Raw genomic sequence first — 18,632 nt, 5'->3', positions numbered from 1 at the left:
GGTCTGCGGAAATGCCGCCGGTCCGAGGAGACAGAGCTGGTTCGACAGGGCCGGCCCGAGCACACGGAAGGGCTCCCGTCCGGGTGCGGTGCGGACGGGAGCCCGTTCGTGCGGGGTGAGGGCGGTCAGTGCTCGCCGTCGCCCTGGCCCGAGCCCGGCTTCCAGACCTGCGCGGCCCTGCCGTTGAGGTCCCAGACCACCTCGCCGCCGCGCACGGTCAGCTCGCAGAGCAGCTTCTGCTTGCCGTCGATCCGGAAACCGAAGCTGTCGACGAACCCGAACCTGCCCTTCTCCAGCGTGAACACCGACAGGTCGGCCGGCGCGCCCACCGACAGGTGCCCCAGCTCCTCGTGCCCGATCGCCTGGGCGGGCCGCCAGGTCGACGCCGCCACCACGTCCTTGAGCGGCATGCCGAGGGCGAGGAACTTCGACATGACGTTCGCCATGTCCTTCATGCCGCCGTTCATGCTGGTGATGTGCAGGTCGGTGGAGATGGTGTCGGGCTGGAACCGCTCCTTCATGGCCGGTACGGCGACCTCCCACGCGAAGCTGCCGCCGCCGTGGCCGACGTCGAACAGCACGCCCCGCTCGCGCCCCGCGTGCAGGCCGGGGTTGAGCTTGCCGTCCGCGCCCAGCTCACCGCGGTTGCCCGAGTACGCGTGCGAGTAGATGTCACCCGGGCGCAGCTTCTCGGTCAGCAGTTGGGCGAGCGGTCGCTCGGGCCGGTTGGCGCCGAAGTCCACCATCACCGGTATGTCGGCCTTCTCCCCGGCCTCGACGGACCTTTCCACCGCGTCCCATTCAGGGCCCTCGTAGTGAGCGGTCTTGATGCCGACGACGATCTCGGGGTACTGCAGCGCGACCTCCGCCGCCGGGCCCGCCTGCATGTCGTTCAGGTCCTGTTCGAAGTCGCCCCCGGCCATGCCCTTGCCGACGATGTTGAGGAAGGCCAGCACCCGGGTCTTCGAACGGTCGATGACGTTCTTCTTGAACTGGGCGAAGTTCGACGCGCCGGCCGAGCCGGTGTCGACGGCGGTGGTCACGCCCGAGCGGAAGGTGAACCCGTCCGGCGCGACGCTCTGGAAGCCGTCGGCGTAGGCGCCCTCCGGACCGGTGAACAGATGGGCGTGCAGGTCGATGAGACCCGGGGTGACGTACTTGCCCGAGGCGTCGACCGTCCGCTCGGCCTCGCGGGCGTCGATGCGCTCCGCGACCTTGGCGATCTTGCCGTCCTTGACGGCGACGTCCCTGAGCGCGTCGGTGCCGTTCTTCGGGTCGATGACGTGGCCTCGGCGGATCAGAAGGTCGTACTGGGGCTCCCGCGCGGCCGGCGTGGTGCCCGCCGCGGCGGCGGAGACGCCGACCAGCAGAGAGAGAACCGTGGGAACGACTGCCCAACCGGCCCGCGCTCGAAGATTCATGTCCGTCCTTTCAGATGACGGCGATGCAGTCGATCTCGACGAGGGAATCGCCGGGGATGCCCCCGGCCGCGGCGATCGTGGTACGCACCCCCGGTTCGGGGCCGAACCGGCCCAGGAACACCGCGTTCATGCCGTCGTAGTCGGCGAGATCGTTCAGGTAGACGTTCACCTTGAGAACCTTCGCCATGGACGAGCCGACGGCCTCCAGGTTTCGCTCCAGCTCGGTCAGCACGTGGTCGGTGTGGGCGCGGATGTCGCCGTCGAAGTGCGCGCCGATGCCGGACAGGAAGACCAGGTTCCCGTAGGTGACGACGGGGCTGAACAGGGGGTTCTCCGGCGGCTCAGAACCCGGGTAGTGGACCTTCTTCTTCGGCCTGCGGCCGCCCGGGTCGTGGCCGCTCGCGGCGGCCGGGGTGGCGGCGGCGATGACCGGTACCGCGGCTGCCGCGGCGACGGCAGGGGCGGCCTTGCGGATGAAGTCCCGGCGGTTTTCGGACAACACGTCCTCCTTGGGGGTGGGGTTTGCTGGGGAAACGACGTCGGTGCGGTCGGGGTCAGCCGCCGCGCGCGGCCGTCCAGGTCGCCTTGAGGTACTCGCCCATGTCGAGCTCGCCGCTGATCGCGTCGCCCTGGACGGTCCCGGTGAAGGTGAAGGAGAGCGAGTCGCCGTGCTCCTCGCCGTAGCTGCTGCGGACGCGTACGGTGTCACCGCTGACCGTGCCCGTGAGGTCCCGGGTGACGAAGTCGCCGGTGTGCGAGCCGGTGACGGTGGCGCCGTCCTGCGAGAGCCGCAGCCGGTGCGCGTCCGAGGCGCCGGCCATATATTTGATCTTCAGTGACCAGTCGCCGCTGACGTCCACCGTGGGCGGCTTGGCCGGCTCCGGCGGCTCCGGGGGGTCCTTCAGTAGCTCGACGAGCTCCCGGGCGATGACCTTCTCGTCGCCGGGCGTCAGCATGTAGGGCGTGATCGACACGCCGGTCCTGCCGTCGCGGCTCGCGGCGTTCAGAGCGATGCGCGGCTCGCCCTGGTAGAGGGTGTCCGTCACGGTCTGGCCCGACACGCCGAGCCGCTCACCGTCCCAGAGCACGGTCAGCGACGGGGTCCGGTTCGACAGCCCCTCGGGCTGCACGATCGAGGTGGTCACGGTGGGGATGCCGGACACCTTGTCGGCGATGTCCCGCAGCCATCCGGTCCACCGCCGGTACTCCGCGTCGTGGTCGCGGCGCACCCACATCTCCACCGCCATGAGCATCCCCATGGCCTCTTCCTTGCCGACCTTGAAACCGCGCGCGAACCCGTGGTGCGGGGCGCTCTGCACCCACGCGGCCCTGACCAGGTCCTCCCGGCCGAGCAGCAGACCCGCCGACTGAGGGCCGCGGATGGCCTTGCCGCCGCTGTAGGCCACCAGGTCCGCGCCGTGGCCGAGGTGCACGTTGGGGATGGTGAGGATCTCGGCGGCGGCGTCCACCAGGACGGGCACGCCCTTGGGCTGCGCGACCTCGGCGATGACCCTGGTGTTGATCTCGCTCTCGTCCACCCTGGGCCCCGCCATGATGTAGACCAGCGCGGTCTGCGGGCCCATCGCCGCCTCCAACTCGGCGCGGGTCGACACCTCGACGACCTTCAGCCCGACCGCGCTGACCGCCGCCTCGTAGACGTTGCGCGAATGCCGGGGGATGATCACCTCTGTCTTCCTGAACCCGGTCAGGTCGGGGATGCGTACGTGCAGGTCGGGGTTGCCGCCGGCCACGCAGGCCGCCGTGGCGTGCGTGAGCGCGGCGGCGCAGCCCGAGCTGACCAGGCCGAACTCCGAACGGGTCAGCTCGCCGAGGCGCTTGCCGATAGCGTCTGCCAGCTCGTCCAGGTGCACGTACTGCCTGGCCGCCGCGTCGATGGCGGCGCGTACCTCGGGCAGCATGAGAGAGCCGCTGAGGATCGTGAACGTGCCGCGCGCGTTGATCAGCGGTCGCACGCCGATCGCCTGGTAGACGTCCTTGGCCTGGTCCAAGGTGCCGAGGGGCGCGGTCGTCGCCGCGGCGGCGGCCACGGCCGCCTCCGCGGGACCGGCCGGCATCGGGCCCAGCGCCAGCGCGCCGCCCATGCCGGCGCCGAGTCGCAGGATGTTACGTCGAGAGACAGCATCAACGGCCACGTGACCCCCAGCCAGTCCATGTCTTATTGGCCTGACCAAACGGTAGGTAGTGGCGCGACCCATGTTAAGCGCGTCTTTTCGATGACACTATTCGGCATCGGGATAGTGGCGGGACCTGGAAAGGCCGCCGTCGCGCGCCGTCTCCGATCGTGATCGCCGGTCGTGGTCCGGGCGGCACGCCCGTGCGTTCACTCGATCGCGCGGACGCCCTTCGCGATCTTCTTCAGCTCGCCCGGGCCGTCGACCTCCTCGGCGTACTTGGGGCTGATGAACACCTTCACGGCCAGGTCGTCACGGATCTTCCAGGTGATCGTGGGGGTGCTCGGCCCGCCGTCGACGGCAGAGTCACCGCCCGGGGAAAGCCGCGCCGGCCTGCCGCCGATGTCCACGTTCTCGTCCCGGTGCTCAGGCGCGAAGGTGTACAGAGCGTCCGCGGACGCGCCATGGGCCACGATCACCTGGACGGAATACTCGCCCTGGGGGAGGTCCGGCTTGCGGTAGCCGGTGGTGTAGCTCTTGCCGGCGCCGATCACGTCGTCGTTCGACCACCGGCCCCATTCGAGCCCCTCGGGCAGGTAGGTGAGCCGGATGCCGCCGAACTTCCGCCCGTCGCCGAGATCTCCCAGGGCCTGCGGCGTCGGCGCGGGCGGGAGCTGTACGTCGAGCGTAATCAGGCTGCCCCTGGGGACGACCGTGCCGGCGGCGGGCTCCTGCGCCGTCACCTGACCTCCGCGTACCTGCGTTCCGGACAGCGCGGCCTTCAGTCCGGCAACATGGAGCGCCTGCACCGCCTCGGTGGTCGGCCGACCCGTGATGTCGGGGACGGTCACGTCGTTGCGCAGTTCGGCACTGTCCTGGCCGGTGGCGGCGTCGGGGTTGCCGGCGGGGCCGCCGGAGTTCAGCGTCACCGGCACGGCCACCATGACCGCCGCCGTGACGAGCGCCGCCCCCGCCGCGCGGAACCTGATCACGTGGGCGCGATGCCCGCGGCGGATGGCGCTGCCCAGGTCCGGCGCGGCCCGCACGTCGCGGACGTGCTCCGCCATGGCGTTCGCGAGGTCGTCCTCGATCGTCATCTGGTCACTTCCTCTGCGGCTTGCATGTTTTCGCGGATCCTGGCGAGCCCCCGCGCCGCCTGGCTCTTGACCGTTCCGACCGAGCAGCCGAGCAGGGCCGCGGTGGCCTGCTCCGACTGGTCCTCCCAGTAGCGCAGCACGAGCACGGCCCGCATCCGGGGCGGCAGCCTGCGTAGCTCGCCGATGAGCGTGTCGCGCAGGTCGAGGTCGGGGGAGTGGGCGGCGGTCTCGGGCGGCCGGGCGAACATGACCTCCTGGACGACCTTGCGCCGCCGGGCCTTGCTGATCGCCGCGTTCACGACGACCCTCTTCGCGTACGCCTCGGGGTTGTCATGCCTGATGCGGGGCCAGTTCCGGTAGACCCTCTCCAGCGCGTGCTGGACCAGGTCCTCGGCGTCGTGCCTGGCCATCCCGCAGATCAGGATCGCGGTACGCAGTAACGCGGTGCTCCTGGTGGCAAGGAACACGTCGAAGTCCGCTTCGTCATCGTCCGTCATCGATGAGGGCCCCCTTTCGCCCCTCCCAACGCGCGAACCCGCCGGGAGGTTGAGTGCCGGACCCCGACGCCGTGTGCGTCGCGCACCGGCCAGGAGCTTTCCTGCCAGGCCGACCGGCGGCCTACGGGGGATCGGTCAGGTCGTTCCGCGAACGATCAGCTCCAGCTCCAGGGCCAGGTCACGGGCGGTGGTGCGGTGGTCGAGCTGCTGGATGAGGCGTTCCGCGGCGGCGCGGCCGGACTCTTCCAGCGGCTGGCGGATCGTGGTGAGGTCGATGACCTCGGCGAGTTCGCCGTCGTCGAAGCCGACCACGGCGACGTCGCGGGGAACGGTGAGGCCGACGTCGCGGGCCGCCCGCAGGACCCCGGCGGCGAGCGTGTCGTCCGCGGCGAAGACGGCGGTCGGGTGCTCCGGCCGGGACAGCAGCTCGTGAGCGGCCGACAGGGCCTCGCGCGCGCGATGGCGGACCAGCCGGACGTCCTCGTCGCGGAGGGGGTGGCCGGCGTCGGCGAGCGCGACGCGGTATCCCTCGAGCCTGCGCTGCGACGGCGAGACGTAGCGGTCGGAGATCTGGGCCTCGCCGAGGAAACCGAAGCGGCGATGGCCGCGTTCCAGCAGGTGTCCGGCGGCCAGGCGGCCCCCGGCGGTGTCGTCGGTGTGCACGGCGTCGAAGCCGGGGTGGCGTACGTCGAGCAGGACGGTCGGAAGCCCCAGGCCGGTGAGCCGGTCGGCGACGCTCTCGTCGAGGGGGAGGCTGACCACGATGAGCCCGTCGAGCCGGCCGGTGACCGGCAGGCTGGCCAGCAGGGGCGATGCGCTCTCCGCGGCCGACTCCTGATCGAACAGGACGACTTCCAGCGGCCGCGGCCCGATGGCGCTCAGGATGCCGTTGAGGCGGCGGGCCACCGAGGGGTAGGAGGTGTGGGGCGCGATCACACCGATGCGGCCGACACCGCGGCGGGCCTTGGCCACGGCGTCCGGCTTGGGGGTGAATCCGAGCGCGTCCACGGCGGCGAGCACCTTGCGGCGGGTCTGCTCGCTGACCCTGCCGGGCGAGTTGAGCGCCCGCGAGACCGTGGAGATGCTGACGCCCGCCCTGCCGGCCACGTCGTAGATGGTCGGCGGGCTGGTCACGAACGCGCTCCCTCACTCGATGTCGGCGAAACGCAACCCTATCTGGAAAGTGCTTCCATGCAAGCACTTGACAGTCCGGGCGATCGTCACGTCTCCTGGTACGACGCCAGGCAGCCGGCACAGATCTGGCCCAGAGAGCGAGGAGGAGTATGAACGGCTCCTACGTGGTCACGGGCGGTGGCCGGGGCATCGGCCGGGCCGTGGCCGAGCGACTGGTCGCCGCGGGCGGCACGGTGGTGGCCATCGACCGGGATCCGGCGGGCCTGGCCTGGATGAAAGGGCATGCCGGGGAAGAGCGTCTGATCGGGCTGGCGGGCGACGCCGCCGATCCCCGCGTCGCCGAGCTGGCCGCCGACGCGGCCGAGGCCGCGGCGCCCCTGGCGGGCTGGGTCAACAACGCCGCCGTGTTCCGCGACGCCTCGGTGCACTCGTCCGCCGCCCGGCAGGTTTGCGAGTTGATCGCGGTGAATCTGGACCTGGCGCTGACCGGCTGCGCGACCGCGGTCCGCCGGTTCCTCGCCGCCCGATCCCCTGGGGCGATCGTCAACGTCTCCTCCCATCAGGCGCGGCAGGCGGTCCCCGGCTCGTTGCCGTACGTGACCGCCAAGGCGGCCATCGAGGGGATGACCAGGGCGCTGGCCGTCGAGTACGGCCCGCGCGGCATCCGCGTGAACGCGGTGGCGCCCGGCTCGGTGCACACCGAGCGCTACGCCGCCTACCTGGCCGCCCATGGCCAGGAAGCCGCCGCCCGGATCAAGGAGCAGATGGCCGCCGTGCACCCGCTGGGCCGCGTCGCGGACGCCCACGAGGTCGCCTCGGCCATCACCTACCTGCTGTCACCCGAGGCCGGCTTCATCACCGGCGCGACCCTCCCGGTCGACGGCGGCCGTACGGTGCTCGCCCACGACCCGGAGGCCAGGACGAACCCTGGGGCTGTGGCGGCCACCGCGCGACGCCGGGATCAGCGCGCACCTGGCCCGTGGTGAGCCGGGTCAGAGCCAGCCGCGTTCTTTGGCGCGCAGGGCGGCCTGGAAGCGGGTGCCGGCGCCGAGCCGGGACATCAGGTCGGCGACGTGGGTGCGGAACTTGCGTACGGAGACGTTCAGCGAGCGGGCGGCGGCCTCGTCGGTGTCGTGAGAGGTGAGGGCGTGCAGCACCTGCTGTTCGATGGGAGAGAGGGGCAGGTCGTCCAGGTCTCGGGCGCGGGCCCACATGCCGTCGAACACGTCCGCCAGCATCGCGACCGCCCCCGGCTGGCGGATCTGCAGCGCGCCCGCCGTCGCGTCGGCGGGATCGGCCTGGACGAAGGCGACCGACCGGTTGACGACGGCCAGGTGCCGGACCGGCTCGGTCGTCACCCGGTGCAGGTCGCCCAGCTCGTTCAGGGACCGCGCGTACGGCTCCTGCTCGGGGTCGTCCAGGGCATGCGCGGAGAACAGCGTACGGCTGCGCAACCCGCGAGCCAGCAACCCCTTGAACCGGTTGACCTGGTACCCCCTTCCGCCGAACAGGGCCTTCGCCTTCAGGTGCATCAGCTCACCCGGGTCGTCGGTCAGGAGCCCCGCCATGCGGCGGGTCACGGACGGGCCGTCGGGCATGTGCTCGACCATCTGGACGGGGCGGCCGCTGCGGTGCTCCTCGGACAGTTCGGTGAGCACGTCCCAGGCGAGGGTCAGCTCGGTGAGCTGGCGCTGTGTGTGCTCGATGCGCCGCCGTACCAGGAGGTCCACGGCCGCCGCGGGGGTGACCGCGGTGAGCGCGTGGTCCACCAGGCCGAGCGCACGCAGTTCGCCGGCCACCTCCCGGACGCCGGGCATGGGCAGCTCGGCGGCGGCGGTGTCGAGGTCGGCGCGCGCGGTGCGCAGCAGGTAGCGGTACAGCCGCTCCTGCGTGGCGGTCAGCCCCAGGCTGGCCAGGCTCATCGTCCCTCCGGTCCCCGGTGTGATCGGGATGTGAACAGACTAAACGGGACGAGCTTTCGGCCGGGACGTGGTGCGGGCCACCGGCCTTCGTCCAAGGGACGATCAGCGGTTCAGGGGCGGCATCGTGGGGCCGTCGGGGTTCCAGGTCCGTAGGAACTCGGGCTGGACCGAGACGTCGACGAGCTCGATGCGCAGCCCGAGGCCCGGCAGGCGGTGGTAGGTCCAGGGGCGGCCGTACGGCCGGGCGTCGAAGTCCAGCGGGTAGCCGTCCTCGGCGAGACGCCGTGCGCAGGTCGCGCATGGCGCGCTCGATGTCCGGCACGACGTAGCCGAGGTGGTACGGGGCACTCGGGCTCATCGCGCACGGCACGCCCGGCGGCAGGTCGTGATCGCTCTGCATGTTCATCGCGTCCTCTTCTCAAGAGATCACGACCAAGAGGCTAGGCGGTTCCGCCCGTGGGTGGTGGTCTCGACGAACCGTGGCGTGGGTGCTTGCGCACTCCAGCACATGCGGAGGTGCCCGGGGCGAGCGAGGCCCCGGGCACCTCCGCCGGTCGCTAGGCCGGGGTGCGGCGCAGGTCGAGGCGGACCCTGGCCAGCCAGGATCCCCAGCCGTCCGCCGGCCGGCTGTCGCCGAGGCGCAGGTAGAACGTGTCTCCCTGACCCCGCAGGTCGGCCAGGTCGAGCGTGCGCGGCTCCCGGTTGGACAGGTCGCGGACGTTCCCGGTCTCCTCCAGCACCGTCCGCCAGGTCTGGTTGTCGGCCGAGACCTGGACGAGGAACTGGTTGCCGATGTCCAGGGTCAGCGAGCCCCCGCTCACCTGCCCCGGCAGCGCGAACCGGTAGACGGCGTGGCGGTCGCCGTCGGTGAAGCGGGCCCGCCCGTCGAACACCTCACCGTCGAGCTGGGACCCGCCCTCCTCCAGCAGCCAGGGCTCCTCGGCGGCGGTGCCCGGGGTGAACTGCACGGTGTCGCCGAGCACGCTGACCGTCGCCTGCTCGGTGGCCGGGCCCTGGCCGGAGGCCGCCGAGAACCGTACGGGGTAGGCGCCGGGAGCGGCCGTGCCCGGCACCGCCACCTGGAACGTCACCGTCTGCGACGCGCCCGGCGCGACGGGCCCGAAGTCCGCGGCGGCGGGCTGGATCGTCCAGCCCTCGGGCCCGGTGGCGGTCAGCCGCCCGTCGGCCGGACGGGCGCCGTGGTTGGACACCTTCACCGGGATCGGTACGGTCTCGCCCGCCCCCGCGAGAGCCGGAGCGGCCTCGACGACCAGCGGCGAGGTGTCCGGCGGCGCGGGCGCGAGCAGCTCGATCTCCGCCAGCGACGTCCCGCCGATGAACCGGATCCGGTAGTGGGCGTACGCGCCCGGCTTGGCGATCTTGAACGGCCGGGTCTGCGACCGCCACGCGAAGCCCTGCCCCGACCGCTCGTCCAGTACCGTCCACGAGGCGCCGTCGGCGGAGCCCTCCAGGACCCAGCCGGTCGGATCCTCGCCGGGCTGCCCCGCGCCGCACGTGAGCGTGTAGAAGCGCGCCTCCCGCTCGCCGGTGAACGAGTACCGGACCCAGGCGGGCAGCGCCGCCCGGGTGGCCGAGTCGTCGTCGAACAACGCGCTCACGTCGGCGCCGCCCGCCCCCGTCGCCGTGCCGCGCCCCGGCCCGGTGACGTCGTGCAGCGGCGCGGGCACGCGGTCGTCACGGGTGATAGAGGGCGGCGCGGCGTCCTTGCCGGTGCCCCAGCGCGACGGCCGCGGCCCCATCTCGAACTCCAGCTCGCCGCCCTTGGTGATCAGCTCGTGCGGCAGGTACGTCTTCCCGTACGCCTTGCCGTTGACCTTCAGCCCCTGGACGTACACGTTGCGGGCGCTGTTGTCCCGCGCCCTGATCACGAGCTTCTTCCCGTTCTCCAGCCGCACCGTCGCCTTGTCGAACAGCGGCGAGCCGATCGCGTAGGCCGGGCTGCCCATCTGCAGCGGGTAGAAGCCCAGCGCGCCGAAGATCTGCCAGGCCGACATCTCCCCGTTGTCCTCGTCGCCCGGGTAGCCCTGGCCGATCTCGCTGCCCAGGTACAGCCGGGAGAGCGCCTCGCGCACCTTGGCCTGGGTCTTCCACGGCTGCCCCGCGTAGTCGTACATGTAGGGGATGTGGTGCGAGGGCTGGTTGCTGTGCCCGTACTGGCCCATCCGGACGTCGCGGGCCTCGCGCATCTCGTGGATGATCCCGCCGTACGAGCCGGGGAACAGCGCCGTCTCCGGCGTGGCGAAGAACGTGTCCAGCTTGGCCGCCAGCGCGTCCGCGCCGCCGTAGAGGTTGGCCAGGCCGCGGCCGTCCTGAGGGACGTGGAAGGCCATGTTCCAGCCGTTGGTCTCGGTGTAGTCGAAGCCCCACGTACGCGGGTCGTACGCGTCGGGCGTGCGGCGGAAGGAGCCGTCGGCGGCGCGGCCCTGGAAGAAGCCGGCCGCCGGGTCGAACAGGTGCACGTAGTTGAGCGCCCGGTTCCTGAAGTATTCGTGCTCCTCCAGATAGCGGGCCCGCTCGGCGCCCGTGGCGCGTTCGGCCAGGGCCTTGGCCATGTTCGCGATGCCGAAGTCGTTGATGTAGCCGTCCAGCGCCCACGACATGGCCTCACCGGTCGACTCGACGCTGGTGTAGCCGAGGAAGACCGAGGTCGGCAGGCCCTTGCGGCCCACGTGGCGGGTGGGCGGGGCGACGGTGGCGTTCTTGACCGCGGCCTCGTACGCCTTCTCGGCGTCGAAGCCGCCCACGCCCTTCAGGTAGGCGTCGGCGAAGGCGACGTCGGAGCTGGTGCCGACCATCAGGTCGGCGTAGCCGGGCGAGGACCAGCGGGCGATCCAGCCGCCGTCCTCGTACTGCCGGACGAACCCGTCCACCATCTCACCGGCCGCCTCCGGCGTGAGCAGCGCGTACGCCGGCCACGTGGTGCGGTAGGTGTCCCAGAAGCCGTTGTTGACGTACACCTTCCCGTCGGCCACCGGCGCCCCCGTGTGGGTGGGCGTGCTGGGCGGGGTGGTCGTGGACGACTGCACGGCGTGCCGGTAGACGGGGGCGGCGGCGGTGCCGGTGTTCTCGAAGCCGGAGTTGGGATAGAGGAACAGCCGGTAGAGGTTGGAGTAGAGGGTGACGAGCTGGTCGCGGGTGGCGCCCTCGACCTCGATGACGCCCAGCTTGGCCTCCCACGCCCGGCGGGCCCGCTCGCCGACCGTCTCCAGCGTGTCGGAGGCGGCGATCTCCAGCTCCAGGTTCCGCCTGGCCTGCTCCACGCTGATCAGCGAGGACGCGATGCGCATGCTCACCGTGCGGCTCTGGCCGGCGTCGAAGGACAGGTAGCCCAGCACGTTGTCGCGGCCCTGGCCGGTGAGCCTGCCGCCGCCGGTGACCGGGCGGTCGAAGACGGCGTGGTAGAACATCCGCGTGGCCCCGGTGGACAGGTCGCTGCGGACGTCGGAATAGCCGGTGACCACGCCGTTCGCGGTGTCGAGCGTGAGGCCGCCGTCGTTGTTGACGTTGTCGAAGACCAGCTTGGCCGCGTCACCGGGGAAGGTGAAGCGGGCCAGCGCCGCGTGATCCGTGGGCGCGATCTCGGTGGTGAGCCCGTTGTCGAAGGTGACGGCGTACAGGTGCGGCCGGGCGATCTCCCGCTCGTGGCGGAAGGCCAGCGCCCGCGCCGTGCGCGACGGGTCCGGCGTCCCCTCGGCCGCCGAGGGCATGAACTGGAACGTCTGCCGGTCGCCCATCCACGGGCTGGGCTCGTGGCCGGCCGTGAACGCCTGGATCTCGGGCTGGTTGGCCGCGTTGTTGGCCCGGTGGTACTCGTACAGCCAGCTCGTCGAGCCGGCGTTGGTCATCGGCGTCCAGAAGTTGAACCCGTGCGGCACGGCCGTGGCGGGGAAGTTGTTCCCGCGCGAGAAGCCGCCCGTGGAGTGCGTGCCGCGGGTCGTCGACACGTACTGCGTCAGCCCGGCCTGCCGCTCCTCGCGGCCCTCGTACGGCTCCCGCCTCCGCTCCGAGACGATCTTGATGTCGTCCACCCAGCCGCGGAACCCGGCCTGTCCGGCGGGGCTGTCGTAGGCCACCAGGATGCGGCTGATCCGCTTGCCCCTGGCCACCTCGCCGATCCTGGAGTGCTTGAAGTTCCACTGGTCGGCGTAGAGGGTCTTGGACTCGCCCTGCGCGCGCGGGGACAGCCGCACCCCGTGCTGGTCGACCGCCTTCAGGTCGCTCAGGTAGGTGCCGTCCGCGAAGGCCAGGTCCACCGAGACGTACGTGCTGGGATAGCGCAGGTCGGCCGCGGTGAACTCGGGGAAGACCACGTAGGACAGCTCCGTGGCGGACGTGACGGGCAGGTCCACCTCGAACACCTTGTTCCAGGAGTGGCCGCCGTTCTGGCCGGTGGTGCTGCCGGCGTACTGGAGCGCGCGCAGCCCCGTGAAGCCGGCGCGGGGCTTGGAGACGAAGCCGCCGGTCGGTCCCGTGCCGATCTGGCTGCGCATGTCGCTGGGCGGACGGGGTCCGCTCCGGCCGTCCGACAGCTCCCACTCGGCCAGTTGCAGGGTGGAGCCGCCGCCGATGCGGGTGACGTTCAGCCGGTAGTGGGCGTAGGCGGTGGTGCCGGGGAAGCGGTACTCCTTGCGCTGGTGGCGCGCGGTGAACGTCTCGCCGGTGCGGGTGTCCAGGGTGGTCCAGGTCTGCCCGTCCTGCGAGCCCTGGAGCTGCCAGTCGCGGGGGTCGCGTTCGGGGGAGTCGTCGGCGGAGGTCAGCGCGTAGTGCACGACCGCGACGGGGGCGTACAGGGTGTACTGGGCCCAGCCCGTGGCGGTGAAGACCAGCCACTTGGTGTTGGCGTCGCCGTCGGCCAGGTTCTCCTTCACCTCGCCCGCGGAGGCGTACTCGCCGCTGGCGGAGACCCGGGCGACCTGGTCGGAGATGCTGCCCTCGATGCCGCCGGGCAGCGTGCCGGTGGTGTCACGGGACTTCTCGGCGGTGTTGAGCCAGGTCGGCTGGGGATCGCCGGGCTCGAAGGAGGTGGCGAAGGCCGCCCCTTCCGCCTTGGCCAGCGACTGGCCGTCGAGGGCGGCCCGCCGCAGCTCCTCGGTCGAGGGGGCGGGCTCGGCCGGGCCGGGGTCGGGCGGCGGGCTGGAGGAGGGGCCGGGGGCGGGGGTGCCCGACGGGCCGGGATTGGGCACGGGATCCGATCCGGAGCTGGAGGTGAGGGCGTAGGCGGCGGGGGTGGCGAGCAGGAGCGCGACGACGGGGCATAAGACCGCCGTCAGGAGAGGGCGTTTCACTCGGGGGGCGCCTTTCGTGCGTCGGTGGCCGATTACTTGACAACGTTGTCAACCCCGATTGCTACGAAAGTTTCAAGCCGAGGGCGCGCTGTCAAGACATCGTTGTCATCCGGCGGTCGCACCGACGTGCCAGCGCCCGATCCCACACGACAGGCCCGGCCGACGCGCCAGGGCCCGGTCCCACACGACGGGCCCGGTCCACGCGCCAGGGCCCGGCGCGCGGTGGTGGTCGCGTGCCGGGCCCTGGCGAGGAGAGCGGTGAGGAGTGCCTTCGCTACGGGCGGACCAGGAAGACGTTGCCGAGCGAGCGCTGTCCGGTCGCGTCCGAGGGCCGGTTCACGATGCCGGTCCCCGAGGTGACCATGACGCTGGAGCCGCCGCCGTCGAGGTTCATCGCCTCGCGCGCCCCGAGCAGCTTCATCAACTCGGCCGTCTGGGCGATCCCGAGGCCCTCGCTGTAGCCGTCCTGCCGCCCGTCGACGACCACCAACATGAGGCGGCCGCGGTCGTCCATGCCGATCATCGACCGGGGGTTGGCGCGCAGGGTCCAGTTGTAGGTGAACGTCTGGTCGGTGCCCTCGCGGACGAGGCCGTCGGCCGCCGCGTTCACCGACACCCGGCCGTCCCGTACGAGCGTGGGCCCGACCTGGAGGATCGTGGTGTCCTTGGTCAGCGCGACCCGGCGGCCCCTGCTGTCCTCGACCCGCTCGCCGACCCGCAGCCGCTCGCCCGCCTTGGCGTGTTCGAGCAGCCAGGCGGCGCTGTCGCCGATGGCCTGGATCGTGGACCCGCCGGCGGGCACCGCCGCGCCGCGCGAGGTGTTGACCGCCGTCACCGTGCCGCGCGCGTCCAGCACCGCCTCGGCGCCCGCGCCGGACGGCGGGGTGCCCCATTCGGGGGTGAACAGCACCAGCTCACTGTCGTCGGTGCACTTCAGGTCGTGCTGCGGCTTCTCGGTGGGCTGGTCGCCGCCCACGCCGCCGCAGTTGTAGATCTCGCCCGGCACCCGGTTGACGCCGTCGATCTCCACGTTCTCCCGGCCGGCGCGCAGGGTGACGTGGGCGGTGTAGGCGTCCACGTCGACGGAGCGCCCGCCCTTGGTGATCTTGATGCCGCCCCTGCCCTGGGTGGCCGAGCCGATCAGCTTGCCGTCCTTGACGTACATGCCGCCTGGGGCGCTGTTGTAGAACCACTGCGCGTTGATCCCGGCCACCGCACCGGCCGCGGCGGCGAGGTCGGTCAGCTTCTCCGTGCCGTTCAGCGTCGCGCCGAAGTCGGTGCCGACCGTGCCGCCGAACTCGCGGAAGTCCACCCGCAGCACGTGCACCTTCTGCGGGGCGCCGGGGTCGGTGCCGTCCTGCGCGGTGTAGCGGGTGCCGCCGGCGAAACCCGCCGCCCTGAGCTTGGAGAGCGCGGCGGACGCCTCGGCGGAGGTGGCGTACCGGCCGACCCTGACGGTCCAGCCGAGCGTGCCCGCGGGACGGTCGGCGTACGCGGGCGCGGTGACCTCCTCGATCCGCGGCTCGAAGCCCTTCTCCCGGGCCACCCCGGCCACCCGGTCGGCGATCTCCCTGGCCCCCAGCGCGGTGCCGGCCGTGTTGAGCGGCCCGTCGGGCGTGCCGGGCAGGTAGACGTGTACGGTCCAGTAGTCGCCGTCGTCCTTGGCCCCGAGCGACATGGTGGTCAGCGTCACGCCCGGCGCCACGGTCGAGGTCACCGGCGGGGCGCTCAGCGGCAGCCGCCCGCCGAAGAACGAGTCCTGCGGGGTGGCCGCCACCGCGGGCGCGCTCCCGGCCAGCAGGATCGCGGCCGCCGCGACGGCGGAGAGGGTGTTGCGGTGCATGTACATCCTTGATTCGCAAGCGAAGTGTGTGCCCCGGCAGTCAAGGATCTGCGGATGGCGTCGGGCCGAACGGCGGGCGCTGTGCGCGGAGCTGCCAGGTGAACAGCACCGGGCCGGCACGACGCTCCCGCCCGGCCCCACCGCCGCCGCGGCCGGGGGAACGGGACGGCTCAAGTCTCGTACAAAAGCGACGCGCCGAGGCGGGGAGATCGCCCGGGCCCCGCGTGGAAGCCGGTGGCTCAGGGCTTGTACAGCAGCGACAGCGGCTCCGCCGGGCCGGGCCCCGTGAGCTGGGTGGCGGTGCGCCCGACGTAACGGGTCAGCGACCGCGCCAGATGCGGCTGGTCGTAGTAGCCGAGCCGGTGGATCACGTCGTGGGCCGGCACGCCCTCCTGGAGCAGCACCGCCGCGCTCCTGACACGGTCGATCTGCCGGATGGCGGCCCGGGTCAGCCCGGTCGCCGCCAGGAAACGCCGCTGGAGCGTGCGTACGGACACCTCCGGCGCCGCCCCGTCCAGCACCGCCGGCACGATCGGGTCGCGGACCAGGATCTCCTCGCGCACCAGTCGCGCGACGAACGCCTCCGCGTCCTCGTAGCCCGGCAGATGCCAGGACGAGCCGTGCAGCCAAAACGATCGGCGGGTCGCGCCCGGGAGCTCCACCTGCCTGTCGACGACCTGCTCGACCGGCAGGTGAGGCATCAGTGCGCCGTGGACGAAGGTGATGCCGAAGAACGTGGCGTCTTCAGGCACCGGCGCCTGGCTCGCCTTCGTCTCGGGCCCGGCCACGGCCGCGCTCACCTGCCCGCGGTGCTGCCAGAAGACCAGGTCCCAGCGGGAGGCCGCGACCGCCGTCATCCGGCCGACGCCGTCGCTGCGGCTGCGCCACACCCGCTCGATGTACGGAGAGTCGGACGGCCGGCTCTCGACTTCCAACCCCATAAGGGTCATACCTCCCATTCGGCGCAAGACGCCCGAAGTGTCCGTGGACCAGCTTAGGCCGCGGCGGACGGGCGCGTTCGGCGTCCGTATGCGGCAGGCTCGCTGGTATCCGTATACGGCAGGGTCGCTGGTATCCCGATACGGCAGGCTCGCTGGTAGACGGGCGGCGGGGCCCGTCTCGCGCCTGAGCCGACCACCAGGATGAGGTGATCATGCTTGTCTGAACGCGTCGATCACGGTTCGCGGGCTCTGCTCGGTAACGCGTGGCCGGGGCGCGTGACGGCCTGGGCCTACGCCGGGGTCTGCGGCTACGGGCTGCTCCTGGGCGCGGTCGCGTGGCACACCCTGGTCGAGGACCACGCGGTGCGCAACGTGTCGGCGGGCATGCTGGGGCTCCTCTCGGCGCTGGCCGTGGGGCTGTGCCTGTGGTGGCCGGTCGCGGCCTGGTGGCTGTCCCTGGTCGGGTCCGTGCTGGCCGTCCTGGCGGCCGAGGGCGTGGCGGGCGGCGGGCCGGCGGCCGACGCGCTGTGGCCGGGGCCGGTGCTCGTGGTGCACGTCAGCGTTCTGGTGCTGAGCGGGCTGCGGGCCGGGACCAGGGTGCTGGTCAGGAGATGGGCGATCACGCTGGTGGCGGGGGCGGTGCTGGCGTACGCGCTGCCCGGCGGGGCCGGGCCGCTGGCGCTGGCCGACATGACGATCCTGTCGGGGTCGACGCTGGTGGCCGTGGCCGCGATCCGGGCCCGGCAATGCCCGGCTGACGAACGGCCCTGTCCCCGGTCACTACTACCTGAGTATGAGCGCGTCTTTACGTCTTGAGACCCATGACGGACGTGCCGTGCACTGCGTAGATTGTGATCGTGCTCCGCCAGCCTCGTCGAGAAACCGGCCCGCAGCCCATCCCCGAGCTGCTCCACCGAGCCCTGTTCAAGGGGGTCTCCCTGCTCCCGCCCGGCGGGCAGGCGGTGGTGCTGCGCCGCTACTTCGACTGGTGGCACCGCTCGCCCGACCCGTGGCGGCTGCAGACCGACGCGTACGAGCAGCGCAAATACGCCACCACGCTGCAGGTGCTGCCCGACCGTCCCTACCGCCGCATCCTCGACGTGGGCTGCGCCGAGGGCGCCTTCACCCACCTGATCGCCGCCGAGTACCCCGAGGCGCAGGTCACCGGCGTGGACATCTCCGAACGCGCGCTCAACCGGGCCCGCGCCCGCCCGGGGCCGCCGCTGCTGAGCTTCACCCGCGCCGACCTGATCGCCTATGGGCAGCCCGGCGAGTTCGACCTGGTCGTGTGCGCCGAGACCCTCTACTACCTGGGCCGCGACGACCGCCTCCGCCTGGCCTCTGCCCGCCTCGTCGAGCTCGTCCGGCCCGGCGGCCTGCTGCTCCTCGTGCACCCGTGGCCGGAGGCCGACCGCCTCTACACCTACCTCGGCGACCCCATGACCCGGGTGCTGCACCACGTCGACGAAGACGCGCACCGTCCCTTCTCGGTCACCGTCTTCCAGTCACAGCCCGGCCCCGACGCCGCCGCGCAGCCGTAGCGTCAGGCCGACTCGCCGCGGGCGCGGGCCCGCCACAGCAGGTAGACGAAGTACGGCGTGCCGAGCAGCGCCGTCACCAGCCCGGCCGGCACCTGTGCGGGCGCGATCACCGTACGCCCCAGCGTGTCGGCCAGGCTGACCAGCAGCGCGCCGAGCAGCGCGGCCACCGGCAGCACCCGCGTGTGGTGGGCGCCGACCAGCGCGCGGGCGGCGTGCGGGGCCACCAGGCCGACGAAGCCGACGACCCCGACCGCCGACACCGCCGTGGAGGTCAGGAGGACGGCCCCGGCCAGCGCGCCCAGGCGTACCGGCTCCAGGGGGACGCCGAGGACGCGCGGGGTGTCCTCGTCCAGGGAGAGCAGGTCGAGGTCGCGGCGCAGCCAGGCCAGCAGCGGGACGACGGCCAGCAGCGCCAGCGTGACCGGGACGAGCTGCGCCGGGACGCGGCCGTACGTGGAGCCGGACAGCCACGTCAGGGCCTTGGCGGTGTTCCACGGGTCGGACAGCACGATGATCAGGACGGTGACGGCCGTACAGGCGGCCTGTACGGCGACCCCGATGAGGACCAGCCGGTCGGAGCTGAGCCCGCCGCGCCACGACAGCCCGTACACCAGCGCGAACGCGACCAGCGCAGCCAGCCCCGACGCCGCGGACATCGGCCAGACGCCGGCCAGCGGCGCCAGAGTGAGCAGCCCGACCGCGCCGACCCCCGCCCCGGCCGTGACGCCCAGCACGCCCGGCTCGGCGAGCGGGTTGCGGCACACGGCCTGCACCGCCGCGCCCGCCACGGCCAGCGCC

The 18,632-nt window shown here is 72.2% G+C and carries 15 protein-coding genes; 3 read left to right on the top strand and 12 right to left on the bottom strand.

The genetic code is table 11. The annotated features are described in order from the left end of the window. Nucleotides 1-125: 125 nt before the first annotated feature. From ABD844_RS22770 to ABD844_RS22745, 6 genes are all read right to left on the bottom strand, one after another. Nucleotides 126-1,421, bottom strand: a complete 1,296-nt coding sequence (locus tag ABD844_RS22770) for an amidohydrolase/deacetylase family metallohydrolase (protein WP_344881297.1) — start codon at nucleotides 1,419-1,421, stop codon at nucleotides 126-128. A gap of 10 nt (nucleotides 1,422-1,431) precedes the next feature. Continuing rightward, nucleotides 1,432-1,920 (bottom strand): RidA family protein, encoded by a 489-nt coding sequence (locus tag ABD844_RS22765; protein WP_344881294.1) that lies wholly within the window; start codon nucleotides 1,918-1,920, stop codon nucleotides 1,432-1,434. Nucleotides 1,921-1,975: 55 nt separating this feature from the next. Next, entirely contained in the window at nucleotides 1,976-3,574 is a 1,599-nt protein-coding gene (locus ABD844_RS22760) for an aminotransferase class V-fold PLP-dependent enzyme (RefSeq protein WP_344881290.1), read from the bottom strand. Between the two features lie 188 nt (nucleotides 3,575-3,762). Continuing rightward, nucleotides 3,763-4,650 (bottom strand): PASTA domain-containing protein, encoded by an 888-nt coding sequence (locus ABD844_RS22755; protein ID WP_344881287.1) that lies wholly within the window; start codon nucleotides 4,648-4,650, stop codon nucleotides 3,763-3,765. After that, nucleotides 4,647-5,147, bottom strand: coding sequence for a SigE family RNA polymerase sigma factor (locus ABD844_RS22750; RefSeq protein ID WP_344881284.1), 501 nt, complete (start codon nucleotides 5,145-5,147; stop codon nucleotides 4,647-4,649). The genes ABD844_RS22755 and ABD844_RS22750 overlap by 4 nt, the downstream gene beginning before the upstream one ends. Before the next feature lie 135 nt (nucleotides 5,148-5,282). Continuing rightward, nucleotides 5,283-6,281, bottom strand: a complete 999-nt coding sequence (locus ABD844_RS22745; RefSeq protein WP_344881280.1) for a LacI family DNA-binding transcriptional regulator — start codon at nucleotides 6,279-6,281, stop codon at nucleotides 5,283-5,285. Between the two features lie 149 nt (nucleotides 6,282-6,430). Here ABD844_RS22745 and ABD844_RS22740 point away from each other — a divergent pair, with 149 nt between their 5' ends. Then, nucleotides 6,431-7,267, top strand: a complete 837-nt coding sequence (locus ABD844_RS22740) for an SDR family NAD(P)-dependent oxidoreductase (RefSeq protein WP_344881277.1) — start codon at nucleotides 6,431-6,433, stop codon at nucleotides 7,265-7,267. A 6-nt stretch (nucleotides 7,268-7,273) separates the two neighbouring features. Here the strand turns inward: ABD844_RS22740 and ABD844_RS22735 are convergent, their stop codons facing one another. The 5 genes from ABD844_RS22735 to ABD844_RS22715 all read right to left on the bottom strand — a co-directional run bounded on the left by ABD844_RS22735 (nucleotide 7,274) and on the right by ABD844_RS22715 (nucleotide 16,287). Further along, nucleotides 7,274-8,203: a helix-turn-helix transcriptional regulator gene (locus ABD844_RS22735; protein WP_344881274.1), complete on the bottom strand. Its 930-nt coding sequence runs from the start codon at nucleotides 8,201-8,203 to the stop codon at nucleotides 7,274-7,276. 102 nt (nucleotides 8,204-8,305) lie between these two features. Next, nucleotides 8,306-8,551, bottom strand: a complete 246-nt coding sequence (locus ABD844_RS22730; protein ID WP_344881271.1) for a hypothetical protein — start codon at nucleotides 8,549-8,551, stop codon at nucleotides 8,306-8,308. 209 nt (nucleotides 8,552-8,760) lie between these two features. Beyond that, the gene (locus ABD844_RS22725; protein ID WP_344881268.1) at nucleotides 8,761-13,509 is read right to left on the bottom strand and encodes a GH92 family glycosyl hydrolase; all 4,749 of its coding nucleotides are present in this window, start codon (nucleotides 13,507-13,509) and stop codon (nucleotides 8,761-8,763) included. Between the two features lie 274 nt (nucleotides 13,510-13,783). Continuing rightward, nucleotides 13,784-15,352, bottom strand: a complete 1,569-nt coding sequence (locus tag ABD844_RS22720) for a phosphodiester glycosidase family protein (protein WP_344881265.1) — start codon at nucleotides 15,350-15,352, stop codon at nucleotides 13,784-13,786. Nucleotides 15,353-15,591: 239 nt separating this feature from the next. Then, the gene (locus ABD844_RS22715; protein ID WP_344881262.1) at nucleotides 15,592-16,287 is read right to left on the bottom strand and encodes a helix-turn-helix domain-containing protein; all 696 of its coding nucleotides are present in this window, start codon (nucleotides 16,285-16,287) and stop codon (nucleotides 15,592-15,594) included. Between the two features lie 222 nt (nucleotides 16,288-16,509). Between ABD844_RS22715 and ABD844_RS22710 the strand changes: the two genes are divergently transcribed. Further along, a complete protein-coding gene (locus ABD844_RS22710) occupies nucleotides 16,510-17,109 on the top strand; it encodes a hypothetical protein (protein WP_344881259.1) in 600 nt (199 codons plus the stop codon). 41 nt (nucleotides 17,110-17,150) lie between these two features. Continuing rightward, nucleotides 17,151-17,834, top strand: coding sequence for a class I SAM-dependent methyltransferase (locus tag ABD844_RS22705; protein ID WP_344881256.1), 684 nt, complete (start codon nucleotides 17,151-17,153; stop codon nucleotides 17,832-17,834). Between the two features lie 2 nt (nucleotides 17,835-17,836). On the opposite strand, the gene ABD844_RS22700 is transcribed toward ABD844_RS22705, so the two are convergent. Beyond that, nucleotides 17,837-18,632 (bottom strand): iron chelate uptake ABC transporter family permease subunit (locus ABD844_RS22700; RefSeq protein ID WP_344881253.1); only part of this gene is annotated, 796 nt, incomplete at its 5' end.

The sequence above is a fragment of the Nonomuraea antimicrobica genome (assembly GCF_039536965.1).
GTDB lineage: Bacteria > Actinomycetota > Actinomycetes > Streptosporangiales > Streptosporangiaceae > Nonomuraea > Nonomuraea antimicrobica.
Note: the sequence above shows the minus strand (reverse complement) of the source record. Positions and strands in the feature narration are given on the sequence as shown.